The organism is Mesorhizobium sp. B2-1-1 (assembly GCF_006442975.2).
Lineage (GTDB): Bacteria > Pseudomonadota > Alphaproteobacteria > Rhizobiales > Rhizobiaceae > Mesorhizobium.
Map to the genome: position 1 here is coordinate 1 of NZ_CP083954.1, position 19097 is coordinate 19097.

Annotated in this window: 19 protein-coding genes; 10 read left to right on the top strand and 9 right to left on the bottom strand. The window is 63.4% G+C overall.

What is annotated here, in order from left to right; all coding sequences use genetic code 11:
• The 5 genes from dnaA (at position 1) to FJ972_RS00025 (ending at position 5235) form a co-directional block, all read left to right on the top strand.
• Positions 1-1473: a chromosomal replication initiator protein DnaA gene (gene dnaA, locus FJ972_RS00005; RefSeq protein WP_413466310.1), complete on the top strand. Its 1473-nt coding sequence runs from the start codon at positions 1-3 to the stop codon at positions 1471-1473.
• A 200-nt stretch (positions 1474-1673) separates the two neighbouring features.
• Positions 1674-2792, top strand: coding sequence for a DNA polymerase III subunit beta (dnaN, locus tag FJ972_RS00010; protein WP_140496751.1), 1119 nt, complete (start codon positions 1674-1676; stop codon positions 2790-2792).
• Positions 2793-2803: 11 nt separating this feature from the next.
• Complete coding sequence (gene recF / locus FJ972_RS00015) at positions 2804-3946, top strand: DNA replication/repair protein RecF (RefSeq protein ID WP_140523890.1); 1143 nt, start codon at positions 2804-2806, stop codon at positions 3944-3946.
• Positions 3947-3985: 39 nt separating this feature from the next.
• Entirely contained in the window at positions 3986-4744 is a 759-nt protein-coding gene (locus FJ972_RS00020; RefSeq protein WP_140523888.1) for a molybdopterin-synthase adenylyltransferase MoeB, read from the top strand.
• A 2-nt stretch (positions 4745-4746) separates the two neighbouring features.
• The gene (locus FJ972_RS00025; RefSeq protein ID WP_224680784.1) at positions 4747-5235 is read left to right on the top strand and encodes a GNAT family N-acetyltransferase; all 489 of its coding nucleotides are present in this window, start codon (positions 4747-4749) and stop codon (positions 5233-5235) included.
• Positions 5236-5265: 30 nt separating this feature from the next.
• Here the strand turns inward: FJ972_RS00025 and FJ972_RS00030 are convergent, their stop codons facing one another.
• Positions 5266-6267 (bottom strand): 2-hydroxyacid dehydrogenase, encoded by a 1002-nt coding sequence (locus FJ972_RS00030; protein ID WP_140496760.1) that lies wholly within the window; start codon positions 6265-6267, stop codon positions 5266-5268.
• Positions 6268-6415: 148 nt separating this feature from the next.
• Between FJ972_RS00030 and FJ972_RS00035 the strand changes: the two genes are divergently transcribed.
• Positions 6416-6976 carry an SH3 domain-containing protein gene (locus FJ972_RS00035; RefSeq protein ID WP_140496762.1) on the top strand — a complete coding sequence of 187 codons (561 nt, stop codon included), beginning with the start codon at positions 6416-6418 and terminating at the stop codon, positions 6974-6976.
• A gap of 44 nt (positions 6977-7020) precedes the next feature.
• On the opposite strand, the gene FJ972_RS00040 is transcribed toward FJ972_RS00035, so the two are convergent.
• Positions 7021-7380: a DUF4260 domain-containing protein gene (locus FJ972_RS00040; protein WP_140496764.1), complete on the bottom strand. Its 360-nt coding sequence runs from the start codon at positions 7378-7380 to the stop codon at positions 7021-7023.
• A gap of 67 nt (positions 7381-7447) precedes the next feature.
• Complete coding sequence (gene irrA / locus FJ972_RS00045) at positions 7448-7879, bottom strand: iron response transcriptional regulator IrrA (RefSeq protein ID WP_181165297.1); 432 nt, start codon at positions 7877-7879, stop codon at positions 7448-7450.
• 242 nt (positions 7880-8121) lie between these two features.
• Between irrA and fabA the strand changes: the two genes are divergently transcribed.
• From fabA to FJ972_RS00065, 4 genes are all read left to right on the top strand, one after another.
• Positions 8122-8640 carry a 3-hydroxyacyl-[acyl-carrier-protein] dehydratase FabA gene (gene fabA / locus FJ972_RS00050; RefSeq protein ID WP_140496768.1) on the top strand — a complete coding sequence of 173 codons (519 nt, stop codon included), beginning with the start codon at positions 8122-8124 and terminating at the stop codon, positions 8638-8640.
• A 49-nt stretch (positions 8641-8689) separates the two neighbouring features.
• A complete protein-coding gene (gene fabB / locus FJ972_RS00055) occupies positions 8690-9910 on the top strand; it encodes a beta-ketoacyl-ACP synthase I (RefSeq protein ID WP_140496770.1) in 1221 nt (406 codons plus the stop codon).
• Positions 9911-9941: 31 nt separating this feature from the next.
• Positions 9942-10754, top strand: coding sequence for an enoyl-ACP reductase FabI (fabI, locus tag FJ972_RS00060; RefSeq protein WP_140496772.1), 813 nt, complete (start codon positions 9942-9944; stop codon positions 10752-10754).
• A gap of 126 nt (positions 10755-10880) precedes the next feature.
• Positions 10881-12425, top strand: coding sequence for a putative bifunctional diguanylate cyclase/phosphodiesterase (locus tag FJ972_RS00065; RefSeq protein ID WP_140523885.1), 1545 nt, complete (start codon positions 10881-10883; stop codon positions 12423-12425).
• A gap of 18 nt (positions 12426-12443) precedes the next feature.
• On the opposite strand, the gene FJ972_RS00070 is transcribed toward FJ972_RS00065, so the two are convergent.
• The 6 genes from FJ972_RS00070 to rbfA form a co-directional block, all read right to left on the bottom strand.
• Positions 12444-13463, bottom strand: coding sequence for a class I SAM-dependent methyltransferase (locus FJ972_RS00070; protein WP_140523882.1), 1020 nt, complete (start codon positions 13461-13463; stop codon positions 12444-12446).
• A gap of 69 nt (positions 13464-13532) precedes the next feature.
• Complete coding sequence (gene pnp / locus FJ972_RS00075) at positions 13533-15680, bottom strand: polyribonucleotide nucleotidyltransferase (protein WP_140523880.1); 2148 nt, start codon at positions 15678-15680, stop codon at positions 13533-13535.
• 413 nt (positions 15681-16093) lie between these two features.
• The gene (rpsO, locus tag FJ972_RS00080; RefSeq protein ID WP_281405124.1) at positions 16094-16405 is read right to left on the bottom strand and encodes a 30S ribosomal protein S15; all 312 of its coding nucleotides are present in this window, start codon (positions 16403-16405) and stop codon (positions 16094-16096) included.
• 139 nt (positions 16406-16544) lie between these two features.
• Positions 16545-17639 carry a magnesium/cobalt transporter CorA gene (gene corA, locus FJ972_RS00085; RefSeq protein ID WP_140513174.1) on the bottom strand — a complete coding sequence of 365 codons (1095 nt, stop codon included), beginning with the start codon at positions 17637-17639 and terminating at the stop codon, positions 16545-16547.
• A 44-nt stretch (positions 17640-17683) separates the two neighbouring features.
• On the bottom strand, positions 17684-18655 hold the full coding sequence (gene truB, locus FJ972_RS00090) for a tRNA pseudouridine(55) synthase TruB (protein WP_140523878.1): 972 nt from the start codon (positions 18653-18655) through the stop codon (positions 17684-17686).
• Positions 18655-19068: a 30S ribosome-binding factor RbfA gene (gene rbfA, locus FJ972_RS00095; RefSeq protein ID WP_140496786.1), complete on the bottom strand. Its 414-nt coding sequence runs from the start codon at positions 19066-19068 to the stop codon at positions 18655-18657. Before rbfA ends, truB begins: the two co-directional genes overlap by 1 nt.
• Between the last annotated feature and the right edge of the window lie 29 nt (positions 19069-19097).

The window sequence follows — 19097 nt, forward strand, 5'->3', positions numbered from 1 at the left end:
ATGGCGGCTTCCAGCGACGCGGAACAGAAGTTCGACCGGGTCAAGGCCCAGTTGAAGGCGCGCTTGGGAACCGAAGTCTATTCGAGCTGGTTCGGGCGCATGAAGGTCGCGGAGGCTTCAAAGGGCATCGTTCGCATTTCGGTGCCCACTGCCTTCCTGCGCTCGTGGATCAACGGCCATTATCTCGACCTTATCTGCGAGCTTTGGAAGCACGAGGATCCGGAGATCCTCAAGATCGAGATCATCGTGCGCACAGCCACCCGACAGGGACGCAGCCATGCCGAACCGGAATTGGCGCCGGCGCGCAAGATGACGCGACAAACGCAGACGGCGCTGGCCGCCGGCACCGTAAGCCCCGGCAGGCTGGAGCGGGCTCCGGCGCCGCGCCCGGGCATGCCGGCCGAGAGCGAGTTCCGCCACAATGTGCTGGGATCGCCGCTCGATCCGCGTTACACGTTCGCCTCTTTCATCGAAGGGCCGTCGAACCGGGTGGCCTTCGCCGCGGCCAAGGCCGTGGCGGAATCGCAGTCGAGCGCGGTGCGCTTCAACCCGCTCTTCCTTCATGCGACGGTCGGCCTCGGCAAGACCCATTTGTTGCAGGCTATCGCCGCGGAATCGCTGAAGCAGAACCCGAAATCGCGCGTCGTCTACCTGACGGCGGAATATTTCATGTGGCGCTTCGCCACCGCGATCCGCGACAACAATGCCTTGACGCTCAAGGAACAGCTTCGCGATATCGACCTGCTCATCATCGACGACATGCAATTCCTGCAGGGCAAGTCGATCCAGCACGAATTCTGCCATCTGATCAACATGCTGCTCGACAGCGCCAAGCAGGTCGTCGTCGCCGCCGACCGGCCCCCGTCGGAACTGGAATCCCTCGAACCGCGGGTCCGCTCGCGCCTCAATGGCGGCGTCGCGCTCGAAATGTCGGCCCCCGATTTCGCCATGCGCCTGGGCATGCTCAAGCTGCGCCTCGCCACCGCCAGGCACGACGACGCTTCCCTCGACATCTCCGACGAGATCCTCAATCACGTCGCCCGCACGGTGACCGGCAGCGGCCGCGAACTGGAAGGCGCCTTCAATCAACTCCTGTTCCGCCAGTCGTTCGAGCCGCAGATCACCATCGATCGCATCGACGAGATCCTCGGCCATATCTACCGCACCGGCGAGCCGAAGCGGGTCCGTATCGAGGATATTCAGCGCATCGTCGCGCGGCACTACAATGTGTCGAAGACCGAGTTGCTGTCCAACAGGCGCACGCGCACCATCGTCAAGCCGAGGCAGGTCGCCATGTATCTGTCCAAGGTGATGACGCCGCGCTCGCTGCCCGAGATCGGGCGGCGCTTCGGCGGCCGCGACCACACAACGGTGCTGCACGCAGTGCGCAAGATCGAGGATCTTTCCGGCGGCGACAACACGCTGGCGCAGGAACTGGAACTGTTGAGACGGTTGATCAACGACCAGGCCTGAGCCGTTCGAAAACGCCTGGCGGCGTGCTTCGCCGCCTTTATCCCCAGAAAGCCCGCGTAGCCGGCCCGAACCGGTCGCGCGGGCTTGCGTTTGCTGGTTTTTTCCTGTCAGTTTACGCAGATTCTGAAGCCTGTTCAGACCTTTCGCGGGACGCCGCCAGCCGGAGACCCGCTCATTCATTCAAGCGAGCCTGGTTCGTCATGCGTGTTATCCTGGAACGGTCAAATCTCCTGAAGTCGCTCAACCACGTCCACCGCGTGGTCGAACGGCGCAACACCATACCGATCCTGTCCAACGTGCTGCTCAGCGCCGAAGGCGCCAGCCTGGAAATGAAGGCCACCGACCTCGACCTGGAGGTGACGGAAGCGACGCCGGCCAAGGTCGAGCGGGGTGGCGCGACAACGGTTCCGGCGCATCTGCTCTACGACATCGTGCGCAAGCTTTCCGACGGTGCCGAGGTGATGCTGAAGACGGACGAGGACGGCAACGCCATGACGGTGACCTCCGGCCGCTCGAGCTTCCGACTGCAATGCCTGCCGCAATCGGACTTCCCCGAGCTTTCGGCCGGATCCTTCTCGCATATCTTCCGGCTCGACTCGGTCGCGCTCAAGGGGCTGATCGAGAAGACCCAGTTCGCCATCTCCACCGAGGAGACGCGCTATTATCTCAACGGCATCTATCTTCACACACATGAGGTCGGCGGCAAGCTGAAGCTGCGCTCGGTGGCGACCGACGGCCATCGCCTGGCGCGCGCCGAGATCGACGCGCCGGCGGGTTCCGAAGGCATGCCAGGCATCATCATACCGCGCAAGACGGTCAGCGAATTGCAGAAGCTGGTCGATGATCCCGACGTGGCGGTCACCACCGAACTGTCGGACACCAAGATCCGCTTCACCATCGGCAGCGTCATCCTGACTTCCAAGCTGATCGACGGCACCTTCCCCGATTATCAGCGGGTCATTCCCACCGGCAACGACAAGAAGCTGATCATCGACCGCCAGAGCTTCGCGGCCGCCGTCGACCGCGTCTCGACCATCTCCTCCGAACGCGGGCGCGCGGTGAAGCTTTCGATCAGTGAGGGCCAGGTGACGCTTGCGGTCAACAATCCGGATTCGGGCAGCGCCACCGAGGAGTTGGCCGCCGACTATTCAGCCGACCCGATCGAGATCGGCTTCAACGCCAAGTACCTGCTCGACGTTGCCGCACAATTGACCGGTTCAGAGGCCCGGTTCATGTTGGCCGACGCCGGTTCGCCAACGCTGATCCACGACATGGCCGATGAAACCGCGCTTTATGTGCTGATGCCGATGCGGGTGTAGAGCAGTAGCGGTTGCCGGCACAAACCCATATAAGTAAGCTTACACTTACCAATTTCCGCAACTATGCGGCGCTGTCGGTCGAGCTTGAGCCGGGCGCGGTGGTGTTTTCCGGTGACAATGGCGCTGGCAAAACCAATCTGCTGGAAGCGATTTCCCTGTTGACGCCGGGCCGCGGCCTGCGCCGCGCGCCTTACGCGGACGTCGCGCGTGAGGGCGGTGACGGCGGCTTTGCGCTGCACGCACGGCTCGACGGACCTGACGGCCAAGTCGAGATAGGGACGGGCATTTCGGGTGGCGACAGTCTTGGCGAGGGCGGCAGACGGGTGCGCATCAACGGCGCCACGGCGCGATCCGCCGAGGACATGCTGGAATGGCTGCGCGTCGTGTGGCTGACGCCGGCCATGGATGCTCTGTTCACCGGACCGGCCGCGGACCGCCGGCGCTTTCTCGACCGGCTGGTGCTGGCGATCGATCCAGGCCACGGACAGCGCGCCCTCGACTATGAAAAGGCGATGCGCGGCCGGAACCGGTTGCTGACGGAAGGTTCGCGGGATTTGAGCTGGTTCGAGGCGATCGAGATGCAGATGGCCGAGACGGGCGTGGCGATCGCCGCGGCGCGCGCCGAAATGGTGCGCCTTCTGGCCGCCATGATCGACAGGCTGCCCGACAGCGGCCCGTTTCCGCAGGCCGATATCGGCCTGTCGGGCGATCTGGAAGCCGAGATCGCCACCATGCCGGCTGTCGACGTCGAGGAGCGGTTCCGCCGCACGCTCGCCGGGGGCCGCGACCGCGACCGCGCCGCCGGGCGCACGCTCGAGGGCCCGCACCGCTCCGATCTCGTGGTCCGGCACCGACCCAAGGCGATGCCGGCGGCGCTGTGTTCGACCGGCGAACAGAAAGCCTTGCTTGTCGGCATTGTCCTGTCGCATGCCAGATTGACCGGCGAGATGTCCGGCTTGACGCCAATCCTGCTGCTCGACGAGATCGCGGCACATCTCGATGGTGGCCGGCGTGCGGCGCTGTTCTCGATCCTGGAGGAATTGAACTGCCAGGCTTTCATGACGGGAACCGATGCTGCGCTGTTTTCCAGCCTGGCGGGCCGGGCGCAGTTCCTGATCGTGGATCACGGCACGGTCGCGCCGATGGCTGTGTGAGCACCTGACAAGGTTTTTCTCCCGCTATATGGTCGAGCCATGATCGCCACCGCCCTCACCGACGAAGAACTCGAACGCTATGCCCGCCACATCGTGCTGCCCGAAATTGGCGGCGCCGGCCAGCAGCGCCTGAAGCGCGCGCAGGTGCTGGTCATCGGCGCCGGCGGATTGGGCGCACCAGTGCTTGAATATCTTGCCGCAGCCGGCGTCGGCACGCTCGGCGTGATCGACGACGACACGGTTTCGCTCTCCAACCTGCAGCGGCAGGTGATTCACGGCACGGACACTGTCGGCATGCTGAAAACCCACAGCGCCAAGGCGGCAATCGCCCGCATCAATCCCAACACCGCTGTCGAAATCCACACATTGCGCCTGACCGCGGACAATGCCCAAGCCCTCGTCGCCCGTTACAACGTGGTCGTCGACGGGTCCGACAATTTCGAGACGCGCTATGTCGTGGCCGATGCCTGCGCGGCGGAGGGAAAGCCGCTGGTGCACGCCGCCGTGGGCCGTTTCGATGGCTCCGTGACCGTGCTGATGCCGTTCCAAGCCGATAGGGACGGCACCTCCAACCCCGGCTACCGCGACCTCTTCCCGGAGGCCCCACCGCCGGGTCTGGTGCCGTCCTGTGCCGAGGCCGGGGTGCTTGGCGTGCTGACTGGGGTGATTGGCACGTTGCAGGCGATGGAAGCCATCAAGCTGATCACCGGCATTGGCGAGCCGCTGATCGGACGACTGCTGCTCTATGACGCGCTGGCCGCGCGTTTCGAGACCATCCGCTACAAGAGACGAAACTGACGTTGACGCGCACTGCCGATATCGCCATCACCCGGATTCCGGCCGATTTCGACCGCTGGAACGAAGTGCTCGCCCTGATCCTGCGCGCATTCGCCTTCATGGACGGCATCATCGACCCGCCGTCCTCGGCGCACCTGCTCACCGCGGAAACCTTGCGCGACAAAGCCCGCCGCGAGACCGGCATGCTGGCGCTCAGCGGCAACAGGATCGTCGGCTGCATCTTCGCCCTGGAACGAACCGACCACCTCTATGTCGGCAAGCTCGCCGTCACGCCGGACTGTCAGGGCCAGGGCATCGGCAGGTTGTTGATGCAAGCCGTCCAGGATTTTGCCCGCAGCCGCGGCAAGGCCGCAATCGAGCTGCAGACGCGAATCGAGCTGGCTGGGAACCAGGCAGCCTTTGCCCGGCTCGGTTTTCGCGAGACCGTGAGAACGGCGCATGAAGGTTATGCGCGACCGACTTCGGTCACCATGCGCAAGACTGTTTCGTAAGCTTCCACTTACATTATGTTGCGAAGCCGCTCAGGTCCTGAGCGGCAGCACGCGATCCGGCGGGCGGTGGCCGTCGACGAAGGCGCGGATGTTGATGATCACCTTCTCGCCCATGTCGATGCGGCCCTCGAGCGTCGCCGACCCCATATGCGGCAAAAGCACGACCTTGCCCTTGGTCGCGAGCTTGAGCAGTTTTCCGTTCAATGCGGGCTCGTGCTCGTAGACGTCGAGTCCGGCGCCAGCGATCCTGCCATCCTGAATCAGCTTGACCAGCGCCTCCTCGTCGATGATGTCACCGCGCGCGGTGTTGACGATATAGGCGGTGGGCTGGAGCAGCGCCAGCCGCCGCGCCGAAAGCAGATGGAAGGTCGCCGGCGTCGAGGGGCAGTTGACCGAGATGATGTCCATGCGGGCCAGCATCTGATCGAGGCTTTCCCAATAGGTCGCCTCCAGCCCGTCCTCGACCGCCTGCAGCACGCGATGGCGGTTGTGATAGTGGATGGAGAGGCCGAAAGCCTTGGCACGCCTGGCAACGGCGGTGCCGATACGCCCCATCCCGACAATGCCGAGCCGTTTGCCCCAGATGCGCCGGCCAAGCATCCATGTCGGCGACCAGCCGGCCCATTTCTTGTCGCCGGTGAGTACATTGGCGCCCTCCGCCAGCCGGCGCGGCACCGCCAGCATCAGCGCCATCGTCATGTCGGCCGTATCCTCGGTCAGCACGTTGGGCGTGTTGGTTACGGTGATGCCTTTCTTGGCCGCGGCCGCCACGTCGATCTTGTCGACGCCATTGCCGAAATTGGCGATCAGCTTGAGGTTTTCGCCGGCCTGGGCGATCAATGCCGCGTCGATGCGGTCGGTCACCGTCGGCACCAGCACGTCGGCCTCCTTGACCGCCGCGACCAGTTCCGGTTGCGTCATCGGCCTGTCCTCGACGTTCAGCCTTGCGTCGAACAGCTCGCGCATGCGGGTCTCGACAGGGTCGGGCAGTTTTCGCGTGATGACCACGAGAGGCTTCTTTTTGCCTGCCATTGTTTCCCTCGTTGAGACCTCTTTAACCAAGACCGGCGAAACTGGAAGCCGGTCGCGGTAGCCGATTTACCCATGTACCAAGCGGTGCCGCCGAAGACAAAGAAAAAGGGGCGCCGGGGCCGGCAGGCCAGCGCCGAAAGGAACGAAAGTGTCTGGTTTCGCGTCGCTTCGCCTGACCCTCAGCGCAGCATTTCTCGGCGCTCTGCTCTATTCACCCCAACTGTGCGCGCAAGGTGCAGCAGCCCCCGCCCAGAGCGTCGTCACGCTCGGGCCGAGCGGCCTGCCGCTGCCACGATTCGTCAGCCTGAAATCCGGCCGCGTCAATTCGCGTGTCGGGCCGGGCGCCAACTACTCGGTCGACTGGATGTATCTGAAGGCAGGCCTGCCGATGGAGATCATCCAGGAATTCGACACATGGCGCCGCGTGCGCGACGCCGACGGTTCGGAAGGTTGGATCAACCAGTCGCTGCTTTCGGGCCGGCGCACGGCGATCGTGGCGCCGTGGCAGCGCGGCAAGGGCGCCCAGATCAATCTCCTCAGGAGCCCCGAAAAGGACGCCAGCGTGGTGGCGATCGTCGAGCCGGGTGTCATGGGCACGATCAAATCCTGCGACGGCCAGTGGTGCGAAATGACGCTCGATGGCCACACCGGCTGGCTCGCCCAATCCGTCGTCTGGGGCGCCTATCCCGGCGAACGGGTCAAGGACTGATTTTTGGCCTTGCCGCGACTCGTTTGAACCGCAGGCCGGACCGTTTAGCGGCCGATGCGGCCGAGATGGGTATCCTGAAAGCTGCTCGACAGCTTCAAGCCGTAACCCAGCGCGCGATCGATAGCGATGTGGGCGATCCAGATCAATGCAACCGCTAGAGCGGCTGCATTGCCGAACAGGCTGCCGGCAAGCACCAAAAACACCGGTGGGACCAAGATGTGGAAGGCATTGTAGCAGGCGGCGCCGACGCGCGGCCCGGCGAGATAGCCGAACATGGACAGATCAGGCGCCAGGATCAACAAGGCGAACAACCGCCAGGACGCACCGGCGAGTGCATAAAAGACGATAGCGGACACCGCGACAGCGGCCCATTCCAGCCGGACAGCCAGATCGAGGGGTTTCATTCCCGGCCGTTCATACGTGCCTGGCCGTGCATACGTGCCCGGCCGTGCATACGTGCCTGACCGTCGGTCATTCGGCGCGTTTGGGGCGCAGTCTCACCACGATGTCGACATTGGCGATCTCCATCCCCTCGGGTGGTTCCGGTAGGTTGGTGACGGTGACCGGACCATTGGCGATGTCGAAAATCCGGTTTTCGCCTTCGATATAGAAATGGTGATGATCGGAGGTGTTGGTGTCGAAATAGGTTTTGGCGCCCTCGACAGCCAGAATGCGCAGGAGTCCCGCCTGGGTGAATTGGTGAAGGGCGTTGTAGACGGTGGCCAGCGACACCGGCACGCCGGCGGCGACGGCCTCCTCGTGCAGTTCCTCGGCCGACAGATGGCGGTCGCCCTTGGCGAAAAGCAGGTCGGCAAGCGCAATGCGCTGCCGTGTCGGCCTCAGGCCGGCTTCACGAACCCGCTTGTCCACAGCGACATTTTCCTTCCGGCAGCCCCGGTCCATCTGGTCGTCCAAGCTCACAGTTCCGCCTCAAGACACGTCCAGAATGGCAAAAAAATGGATGTCTGCCGAAACCGGACCCCTTTCGACATATATTCTGTCGTCCGGATGCGATCAATAGCGCGCATTGACCCGGCAAGACTGGCGGGTTAAGCGCAAACGCCGGTTTCCGGCCTGAAACAGATTGTGTTAGGACACCAACGACAAGGGCGCGCCAGCGCCCGGGACATATGGGAACGAGATTGATGGCGGGTTCGAAATCCAGCTACGACTACGAAGAATTGCTGGCCTGCGCCCGCGGCGAGCTGTTCGGACCGGGCAATGCCCAGTTGCCTTACCCGCCGATGCTGATGTTTGACCGCATCACCGAGATCAGCGAAACAGGCGGGGCTTTCGACAAGGGCTTCATCCGCGCCGAATTCGACATCAAGCCGGACCTGTGGTTCTTTGCCTGCCATTTCATCGGCAATCCCATCATGCCTGGATGCCTGGGCCTCGATGCCCTGTGGCAGCTGACGGGTTTCTATCTCGGCTGGCTGGGCGAACCCGGCAAAGGCATGGCGCTGTCGACCGGCGAGGTCAAGTTCAAGGGAATGGTCACGCCCTCGGTTAAAAAGGTCGAGTATGGCGTGGAATTCAAACGTGTGATGCGTGGCCGGCTGGTGCTGGGCATCGCCGATGGTTGGCTAAAGGCGGACGGCGAACCCATATACGCGGCAACGGACCTGAAAGTCGGTCTGTCCAAGCAGTCGGCGGTCGCTTGACCGTCGCCCTGGCCGACTTCGTGGCCAGCATTCCTGGAAGGAGTTGCGAATGAGACGTGTCGTAGTCACAGGCCTCGGCATCGTGTCGTCGATCGGCAACAATGCTAACGAGGTGCAAGCCTCGCTGCATGACGCCAAATCCGGCATCAGCTTCTCCGACTCCTTCGCCGAGCACGGCTTCCGCTGCCAGGTCTGGGGCGCGCCGACGCTCGATCCCAGCGCCATGATCGATCGCCGCGCAATGCGCTTCCTGAGCCAGGGAGCGGCCTGGAACCATGTCGCCATGGACCAGGCGATCGCCGATGCCGGCCTTGGCGAGAGCGACATCACCAATGAGCGCACCGGCATCGTCATGGGCTCGGGCGGGCCTTCCACCCGCACCATCGTCGAGGCGGCCGAAACCACGCTCAAGAATGGCAGCCCCAAGCGCATCGGCCCGTTCGCGGTGCCGAAGGCGATGTCGTCGACCGCGTCGGCGACGCTGGCCACCTGGTTCAAGATCCACGGCGTCAACTATTCGATCTCGTCGGCCTGTTCGACCTCGGCGCATTGCATCGGCAATGGCTACGAACTGATCCAGTGGGGCAAGCAGGACATGGTGTTCGCCGGCGGCCACGAAGATCTCGACTGGACGATGTCGGACCTGTTCGACGCCATGGGCGCCATGTCGTCGAAGTACAATGACAGGGCATCTGCCGCTTCCCGCGCCTATGACGTCGATCGCGACGGCTTCGTCATCGCCGGCGGCGCCGGCGTGCTGGTGCTCGAGGAACTGGAGCATGCCAAGGCGCGCGGCGCCAAGATCTATGCAGAGATCGTCGGCTACGGCGCCACCTCGGACGGCTTCGACATGGTTGCGCCCTCGGGCGAAGGCGCGGTCCGCTGCATGCGGCAGGCGCTGGCGACCGTCACCACCCCGGTCGACTACATCAACACCCATGGCACCTCGACGCCGGTGGGGGATTCCCGCGAAATGGGCGCGATCCGCGAGGTGTTCGGCGAGAAGATGCCCTTCATCACCTCGACCAAATCGCTGACGGGCCATTCGCTGGGCGCGGCCGGCGTGCAGGAATCCATCTATTCGATCCTGATGATGCAAGGCGGTTTCATCGGCGAAAGCGCCCATATCGAGACTCTCGACCCCGAATTCGAGGGTATGCCGGTGGTGCGAAAGCGCATCGACAACGCCAGGATCGACACCGTTTTGTCCAATTCCTTCGGCTTTGGTGGCACCAACGCAACGCTGGTTTTCCAGCGCTATTCCGCATAAGGCCACGTTTTTTCCACGAGGATTGGCGATCATGGACGGATTGATGAAGGGCAAGCGCGGGCTTGTCATGGGCGTCGCCAACGATCATTCGATCGCCTGGGGCATAGCCCGGAAACTGTCCGAACATGGGGCCGAACTTGCCTTCACCTACCAGGGTGACGCCTTCGGCCGCCGGGTCAAGCCGCTTGCCGACAAGCTCGGCGCGGCGCTGGTGGTTCCCTGCGATGTCGAGGACAGCGCCTCGGTCCGCGCCACCTTCGAGACCTTGGGCAAGGCCTGGGGCGGGCTCGACTTCGTGGTCCATGCCATCGGCTTTTCGGACAAGAATGAGCTCAAGGGCCTCTACGCCGACACCAGCCGCGACAATTTCATCCGCACCATGGTCATCTCCTGCTATTCCTTCACCGAGGTCGCGCGCCACGCCGCGGCCCTGATGCAGGATGGCGGATCGATGATCACCCTGACCTATGCCGGTTCGGTGCGCGTCATGCCGAACTATAACGTCATGGGCGTCGCCAAGGCCGGCCTCGAGGCCAGCGTGCGCTATCTCGCCAACGATTACGGCCCGCGCGGCATCAGGGTGAACGGCATATCGGCCGGACCGGTGCGAACGCTTGCCGGCGCCGGGATTTCCGATGCGCGCCACATGTTCTCTTACCAGCAGCGCAATTCTCCGCTGCGCCGCACCGTGACCATCGACGAGGTCGGCGGCTCGGCACTCTATCTCCTGTCCGACCTCGCTTCCGGCGTCACCGGCGAAATCCACTATGTCGATTCCGGCTATCATATCGTTTCCATGCCGACGCTCGAGGAGCTGAAGCAGACGGATCGCGCGAGCGAATAGGCCATTACGCGAAATAGTCTTTTCTCCTGCGAAGAAATAATTCCCTTCCAATAAAATTGGATGCATTCGCGGAAACTCATTTTAAGGGCCTATCGGCTATAGAGTCCCGCAATTTGGGGACTTTCAATGCCTGCCGTCAGCAACCCGAACCGCACACCGGTGTTCCGGCTGATCACCATAGCCAGTTCGGGCATTGGCAGTTTCATTCTCGGCATCTGGGGGCTGAAGCACGCGCTTGGCGACGGCTTTGCCGGCATGCCGGCGGACGTGATGGTGGCGATCATGGCTGCCCTTTGCGCATTGGCGGCGGCGGGAGCCGCGATGTCTTTCTTCGCCGGCGTCGATGAATCGGCTGATTTCGTCTTCAACGAAACCCAGTTCGACAAGCTGACCGGATTGCTGGCGCGTCCGGCGATGGTCGGCAAGATCGCCGAGGCAGCCTGCGCGACGAGCCGCACCGGGGCCCCGATGTTCCTCATCGACATCGACATCGACCGGTTCAAGCAGATCAACGACGCGATCGGCTACAGCCAGGGCGACGAACTGATCCGCGCCTTCACCAAGCGGCTGCAGGCCTGCGTAACCGAGCGCGTGCAGATCGGGCGCATCGGCGCCGGCGAGTTCGCGGTGCTGCTTCCCGATCATCAGATTCAGGGAACGATGGAAGCTATGGTGGAGAGGCTCATCGACGAGATGATGGAGCCCTATGAGCTCAGCAGCCACCAGCAATCGGTGAGCCTGTCGGTGGGCATCGTGGCGATGCCCAAGGACGGCGTCGACCCGGTCCTCATCCTGCGCCGCTCCAACCTGGCGCTGCAAAATGCGCGCGCCAGGGGAGTCGGCAACTGGTCGGTCTTCGATACCGAGATGGGGCGGGTCGCCGATCATCGCCAATGGGTCGAATCCGAGCTGCACATCGCATTCGAGCGCGGTGATTTCGACCTTCACTATCAGCCGCAGCTGGACCTGCCGAGCGGCCGCATCGTCGGCTATGAAGCGCTGATCCGCTGGAACCATCCAGAACGCGGCATGATCCCACCTCTGGAGTTCATCCAGATCGCCGAGGAAACCGGCATGATCAATCCGATCGGCGAATGGGTTCTGCGCAAGGCATGCAGCGACGCCCGCCATTTACCCGACGACTGCTTCGTCGCCGTCAACATCTCGCCGGTCCAGTTCATGACCAAGGACTTCATCGGCCTCGTGCGCGACACGATGCGGACCACCGGCATCAAGCCGTCGCGGCTGGAGCTGGAAGTCACCGAGACGGCCATGATGCAGGACCGCGACCGCGCCGCCGCCATCCTGAAAGAGCTTGCCGATATGGGCATCTCGGTTGCCGTCGACGATTTCGGCACCGGCTATTCCAATCTCAGCTACCTGATCGATTTTTCCTTCGGCAAGCTGAAGATCGACCGCTCCTTCGTCAGCCGCATCGATACGGATTCGAGCTCCGGCGCCGTCGTATCGACCATTGTCGGCCTCTCGCGAGCACTCGGCGTCAGTATCATTGCCGAGGGTGTCGAGACAGAGGACCAGGCGACACTGCTCAGGGCAGCCGGTTGCGAGGTGGTGCAAGGTTATCTGTTCGGCCGGCCGGCGCCGCTTGCGGTCATGGCCGGCGAGGGACATGTCATCGAGGATTCGAGGCGCGTCGCCAATCTGCACTGAGTGTCACGCCGTTGCGTGTCAGCGACGCGCGGAAAGAACCTTGAACATGCCGTCACGGGCGAGCTCGGCATGGCTGGAGAAGGCGGCGGCCAGTACCGGCTCGTAGGGCAGCTGGCGGTTCGCCACCATGTACAGCCGTGCTCCCGGCTTCAGCGCCTTTGCCGCTGCCCGGATCAGGCCGGCGCCGATCTCCGGTTCGGCCGCGCGGCTGCGGTGAAAAGGCGGGTTCATGATGACCGCGTCGTAGCGACGCTCGACCGGCTCCCCCTGCAGGTCCGTCCAGAAGAAACCTTTCGCAACCGACTGGCTGGCCGTGGCAAGATTGGCTTTGGCGGCTTCGAGAGAAGCGAAATCCGCCTCATAGAGATCAAGTGCCGAGATGCCGGGCGAACGCGCTTCCATCTCCGCCGCCAGATAGCCCCAGCCGGCGCAGAAATCGGCGACATGGCCGCGCAGGTCGGCCGGAAGATGGTCCGCCAGCAACTTCGAACCGGCATCGACACGATCGAAGGAAAACATGCCGGGCGCCGTGCTGAAGCGGCCGTCGACCAGCCCGGCGGGATTGGCGGCACGCAGCGCTGCTGCCGTCTCCGTCCCGGCCGGCCGGCGAAGCCAGAAGGCGATGCCGTGATATTTGGGCAGATGGCCTTCGAGCGGCACAAGCTCGTCCATGCGCTTGCGCAGGCTGGCGATGCCATCATCCTTGCCGCCGGCAATGACGATCAATCCGCCCTCGGTGACGCGCTCCAGCGCATCCGCGATGCGCAGCTCGTTCTGGCCGCGATGGCGGCCCGCGAGCACCAGCGCGGCGTCAAAGCCATCGCCTTGCGTTTGCGGGGTGACAGTGAAGCCCGCGGCTTGCAGCGCGCGAAAATGCGGCCGAAAGCCTTGCACCACGTGCAGCTCGGCGTCGAAGTCCTGCGGTGTCCGCAAGCCGGATTCGGCCCCTAGAAAAAGCACCCGTTCGCCCTTGCCTGGCAAAGCGACCGCCTCGGCCTCGAATGGATGGAAAAGTGTCTTCAGCGGTTCGGCAGACATGCCTTTGCTCCATAAACGAAAGCGGGCGCGACATGAGCCGCGCCCGCTTCGATTTTTCGGTCAGGCCGTTCAGGCGGCGTTTTCTTCGCTCTCAGCCTTCTTGTCGTGAACGATTTCCTTGCCGGTGGTCTGGTCGACGACCTTCATCGACAGGCGGACCTTGCCGCGCTCATCGAAGCCCATCAGCTTGACCCAAACCTTGTCGCCTTCCTTGACGACGTCCGAAGTCTTGGCGACCCGGTCGTTGGCAAGCTGCGAGATGTGGACGAGGCCGTCACGCGGGCCGAAGAAGTTGACGAAAGCGCCGAAGTCGGCGGTCTTGACGACCGTGCCTTCGTAGATTTCGCCGACTTCCGGCTCGGCGACGATGGTGTGGATCCACTTCTTCGCCGCCTCGATCTCCTTGGCGTTCGCCGAAGCGATCTTGACCGTGCCGTCATCCTCGATGTTGATCTTGGCGCCGGTCTTCTCGACGATCTCGCGGATGACCTTGCCACCGGAACCGATCACGTCGCGGATCTTGTCGGTCGGGATGTGCATGACCTCGATGCGCGGTGCGAACTCGCCGAGCTCGGCGCGCGCGCCGGACAGCGCGTGGCCCATTTCGCCGAGAATATGCTGGCGACCGTCCTTGGCCTGGTCGAGAGCGATCTTCATGATCTCCTCGGTGATGCCCTCGATCTTGATGTCCATCTGCAAGGAGGTGATGCCGTTGGCGGTGCCGGCGACCTTGAAATCCATGTCGCCGAGGTGATCCTCGTCGCCCAGGATGTCGGAGAGCACGGCGAAGCGCTCACCTTCCTTGATCAGGCCCATGGCGATACCGGCGACCGGCTTGGCCAGCGGCACGCCGGCGTCCATCAGCGCCAGCGAGGTGCCGCAGACGGTTGCCATCGACGACGAGCCGTTAGACTCGGTGATCTCCGAGACCACGCGCAGCGTGTAGGGGAACTGGTCTGATGTCGGCAGCATCGGGCGGATGGCGCGCCAGGCGAGCTTGCCATGGCCGATCTCGCGGCGGCCGGGCGAGCCCATGCGGCCGGTCTCGCCGACGGAATAGGGAGGGAAGTTGTAGTGGAGGAGGAACTTCTCCTTGTACATGCCGGTCAGCGAATCGACATACTGCTCGTCCTCGCCGGTGCCCAGCGTGGCGACGACCAGCGCCTGGGTCTCGCCGCGGGTGAACAGCGCCGAACCGTGGGTGCGCGGCAGGACGCCGACCTCGGATACGATCTTGCGCACGGTCTTCAGGTCACGGCCGTCAATGCGCGAACCAGTGTCGAGAATGTTCCAGCGCACGACCTTGGCCTGGAGCTCCTTGAACACGCTGCCGATCTGCTCGGAGGAATATTTCGGCTCTTCGCCTTCGGCCGGAGCGAAGGCCGCCTTGACCTTGGCCTTGACGGCGTCCACGGCGGCATAGCGCTTCTGCTTGTCGGTGATCTTGTACGCGTCGCGAAGCTCGTCGCCGACGATCTTCAGCATCTCGGCTTCGAGAGCGGAATAGTCCGGCGCGGTGAAGTCGCGCGGGTCCTTGGCGGCGACTTCGGCCAGCTTGATGATCGCGTCGATCACCGGCTGGAAACCGCGATGGCCGAACATGACCGCGCCGAGCATCAGGTCTTCGCCGAGCTCCTTGGCTTCGGACTCGACCATCAGCACGGCGTCGGCGGTGCCGGCGACGATGAGGTCGAGCTTGGATTCCTGCATCTCGTCGACATGCGGGTTGAGCACGTATTCGCCGTTGATGTAGCCGACGCGGGCGCCGCCGATCGGGCCCATGAAGGGCACGCCCGACAGGGTCAGGGCCGCCGAAGTGGCGACGATCGACAGGATGTCCGGATCGTTCTCGAGATCATGCTGGACGACGGTGACGACGATCTGCGTGTCGTTCTTGTAGCCGTCGGCAAAGAGTGGGCGGATCGGGCGGTCGATGAGGCGCGAAACCAGCGTTTCCTTTTCGCTCGGACGACCTTCACGCTTGAAATAGCCGCCCGGGATCTTGCCGGCGGCGTAGGTCTTTTCCTGGTAGTTGACGGTCAGCGGAAAGAAGTCGAGGCCCGGCTTGGGCTCCTTCATCGAAACGACCGTGGCGAGAACCTTGGTCTCGCCGTAGGTGGCGAGCACGGCGCCGTCAGCCTGGCGCGCGATCTTGCCGGTTTCGAGGATGAGCGGGCGACCGCCCCATTCGATTTCCACTTTGTGGTGATTGAACATGTCTTGTCCTTCATATGAGGAAAGGGCCGCGCCGTTTCAGCGTGCGCGGGTGCCCTTTCCCCTGGCTTCCTTTCTCGGGCAGCCACGGGCAAGACAACGGGAAGCTCGATCCATGTCGGCCGGATGGCCGCGCGAGCGTCCTGCAATCCTGCCCCATGACCGTCCATGGGGTGGCTTCGAGGGGGCCCTCTGCACGCTCGAAACCGGATTTGGCCAATCGATCCGACTGGCCCTGCGCATGACCCCACAAGCAGCGGCTTGTGGAATGCGTCACGCGCAAACTCAACTTGTTGGAGCGTCCGTCCGGCATCCGGATGGGTGCGCGGCGCTCCAGTACCTGCATTCGAGATCGGATTGGTCCGGTGCTCAAATGCGCGACCGGCGGGCCCTTGTGAGGCCCGCCGGTCAATTCGTCAACGGCGCAGGCCGAGCTTCTCGATCAGCGTCTGGTAGCGCGTGTCGTCCTTGCGCTTGAGATAATCAAGCAGGCTTCGGCGCTGGGAGACGAGAGCGAGCAGACCACGGCGGGAATGGTTATCCTTCTTGTGGTCCTTGAAATGGTCGGTCAGGTTCTTGATGCGCTCGGAAAGGATGGCTACCTGAACTTCCGGAGACCCGGTGTCGCCCTTGGCGGTTGCGAATTCAGTCATCAATTCCTGTTTGCGCTCGGCAGTAATCGACATCGTGTTTTTCCTTATCTGTTCGAGGAAACGGGTCGCCCTCAGCCGGGATGTCGTCCAGCAGGGGCCGGTGCAAGCAGAGCGTCATAGCGCTAAGCTGCGGCGCATATAGTGCAATTCCCAAGAAAACACCAGCCCAATTCACGAAGCCGGCTTTTCACGCCAAAACGGCAAGTTATCCCTGTCAAAGCCATTTTTTCCATTTGAAGAAGGCAATCAGCCCAACCGCGACCACGGCCATGAACAGCAGCGACAAGGGATAGCCGTAATAGGCCTTCAGCTCAGGCATGTTCCAAGGCGACGTCTCCGGATCGAAATTCATGCCCCAGACGCCGACCAGAAACGTGAGCGGCATGAAGATGACCGAGACGATCGTCAGATAGGAAATGACGTCGTTGGTGCGTGCCTGGCTCAGCGACAGATGCATCTCGATCAGGCCGGTCAGCATGTCGCGCTGGTTCTCGACCAGCTCGATCAGCCGCAGCGCGTGGTCGAGCGTATCGTTCAGGAAGACCTTGGTTTCGGCCTTCACATAGGACACGTCGTTGCGGATCAGCGTCGCTAGCGCATCGCGCACCGGCCACAGCACCCCCTTCAGCACATTGGCGTCGTGCCGCAATCCATGAAGCTGCTGCATCTGATGCTTGTGCGGTGCGTGCAGCATCTGGTCCTCGATGCTGTCGACGAGTTCGCCGGCCGCCTCGATCGGCGGAAAGTAGCTATCGACGATGGCGTCGATCAGCGCATAGGCGAGATAGTCGGCGCCACGGGCGCGCAGCCGGTTCGGCGCCGAGCTTTCGATGCGCTTGCGCACCGGATCGAACGGATCGCCTTCGCGCTCCTGGAAGGTGACGACGAAATTCTTGCCAAGGAAAACGGCGATCTGCTCGTAGCGGTGCGAGGCGACGTCGTCGATCATCCGCACGACCACGAAAGCATGGTCTTCGTAGAAATCCACCTTCGGCCGCTGGCCCGTGTTGACGACGTCCTCCAGCGCCAGCGGATGCAGGCTGAAGATGCGGCCGATCTCCTTGATCAGCTCGATATTGGCCAGGCCGGTGCAGTCCAGCCAGATGACCGGCCACTTTTCGCAATTGGCATTGACGTCGTCGATGCTGGCATTGTCGATCGTTTTGGACTTTTGCGGCGAGATCAGGGTGAGCCGCAGTTCCGAGCGTCGCGCCGCGGGATCGGCGATCAGCGTTCCGGGCGATGCACCGACCGGCGGCCGCCTGGCCCTGAGCGGCGCCCGCGTCTTGATCGCCTCAACCTTTGCCATGCGGCCCCTCGGATAGATATCGCATAGAGATTAGACGAGGGCCCTCACCCGGCAAAGACCCGTTTGGGCTTGAACATGCCCTGCTCGATGGCGCCGATGGCCACCAGCTTGCCGCGCGCGGTCGCGCAGGCTTCCTCGGCCTCCACCGGCGCGTCGCGGCCGCGGATGATGACGGGATTGCCGAGGCGGATCTTCGTCGCCGCATCGTCGCTGATGGCTATCTGCGGCAGGCAGTCGAGTGCCGCCGAGGTGTCGACAAGCAGCGCGTCGATCGCGGCAAAATCGATCGGCGCTTCTATCGAATCGGGGGACGGTTGCTGCGTGCCATGACCCTGCTCGCCGAAGCGCGCCGCCTCCAGTTCGGCGACGGTGACGAAATCCTCGGCGGTGAACGGCTCGACCTCGATCCGGCGCAGTTCAGAAATATGGCCGAAGCAGCCGAGATCGCGGCCCATGTCGCGGGCCAGCGAGCGCACATAGGTACCCTTGCCGCATTCGACCTCGAAAACCGTGTGATCGGCCCCGTGCTCGACGATGTCGAGGCGGCCGATTTCGATCTCGCGCGCGGGAATGTCGACCGTCTCGCCGTCGCGGGCGAGATCATAGGCGCGTTCGCCCGCGATCTTGATGGCCGAGAATTGCGGCGGCGTCTGCATGATGACGCCGGTGTATTTCGGCAGCAGCGCCTGCACTTCGGCCTCCACGGGGCGCCGGTCGGAGTCCCTCGTCACCGGACCTTCGAGGTCGTCGGTCGAGCGCTCCTGCCCCCAGGCCACGGTGAAGCGGTAGATCTTGGCGCCGTCCTGGACGTAGGGCACGGTCTTGGTGGCTTCGCCGAGCGCGATCGGCAGCATACCGGAAGCGAGCGGATCGAGCGTGCCGGCGTGGCCGGCCTTCTCCGCCTGGAACAGCCACTTGATCTTGGAGACGGCCTCGGTCGAGCCCATGCCGACCGGCTTGTCCAGCACCACCCAGCCCGAGACCGGCCGGCCCTTCTTCTTGCCGCGGCGCGCCATTATTCGCTGTCCTTATCGTCGTCGTCCGCATCCAGATCGCGCGCCACTTCCGGCGATTTCAGGAGATCGTTGATCCTGGCGAAATTGTCGAAGGAGGTGTCGAGCCGGAAGCGAAACTCGGGCATGTACTTCATCTGCCGCAGCGCGCCGGAGACACGGCCGCGGATGAACTTGGCATGCTTGTTGAGCGCCTCGACCACCGCGCCGGCGTCCGTGGCGCCGAGCGGCGAGATGAAGGCGGTTGCGATCTTGAGGTCGGGCGACATGCGCACTTCCGACACCGAAACCACGGCATTCTCGACCAGCGGATCGATGATCTCGCCGCGCTGCAAGGTTTCGGACAGCGCATGGCGCACCTGCTCGCCGACGCGCAGCATGCGCTGGGATGGGCCTGATGTGGTCGAACGGGGCATTTTTTCTCGATCCTGAAAGCGTGGGGCGC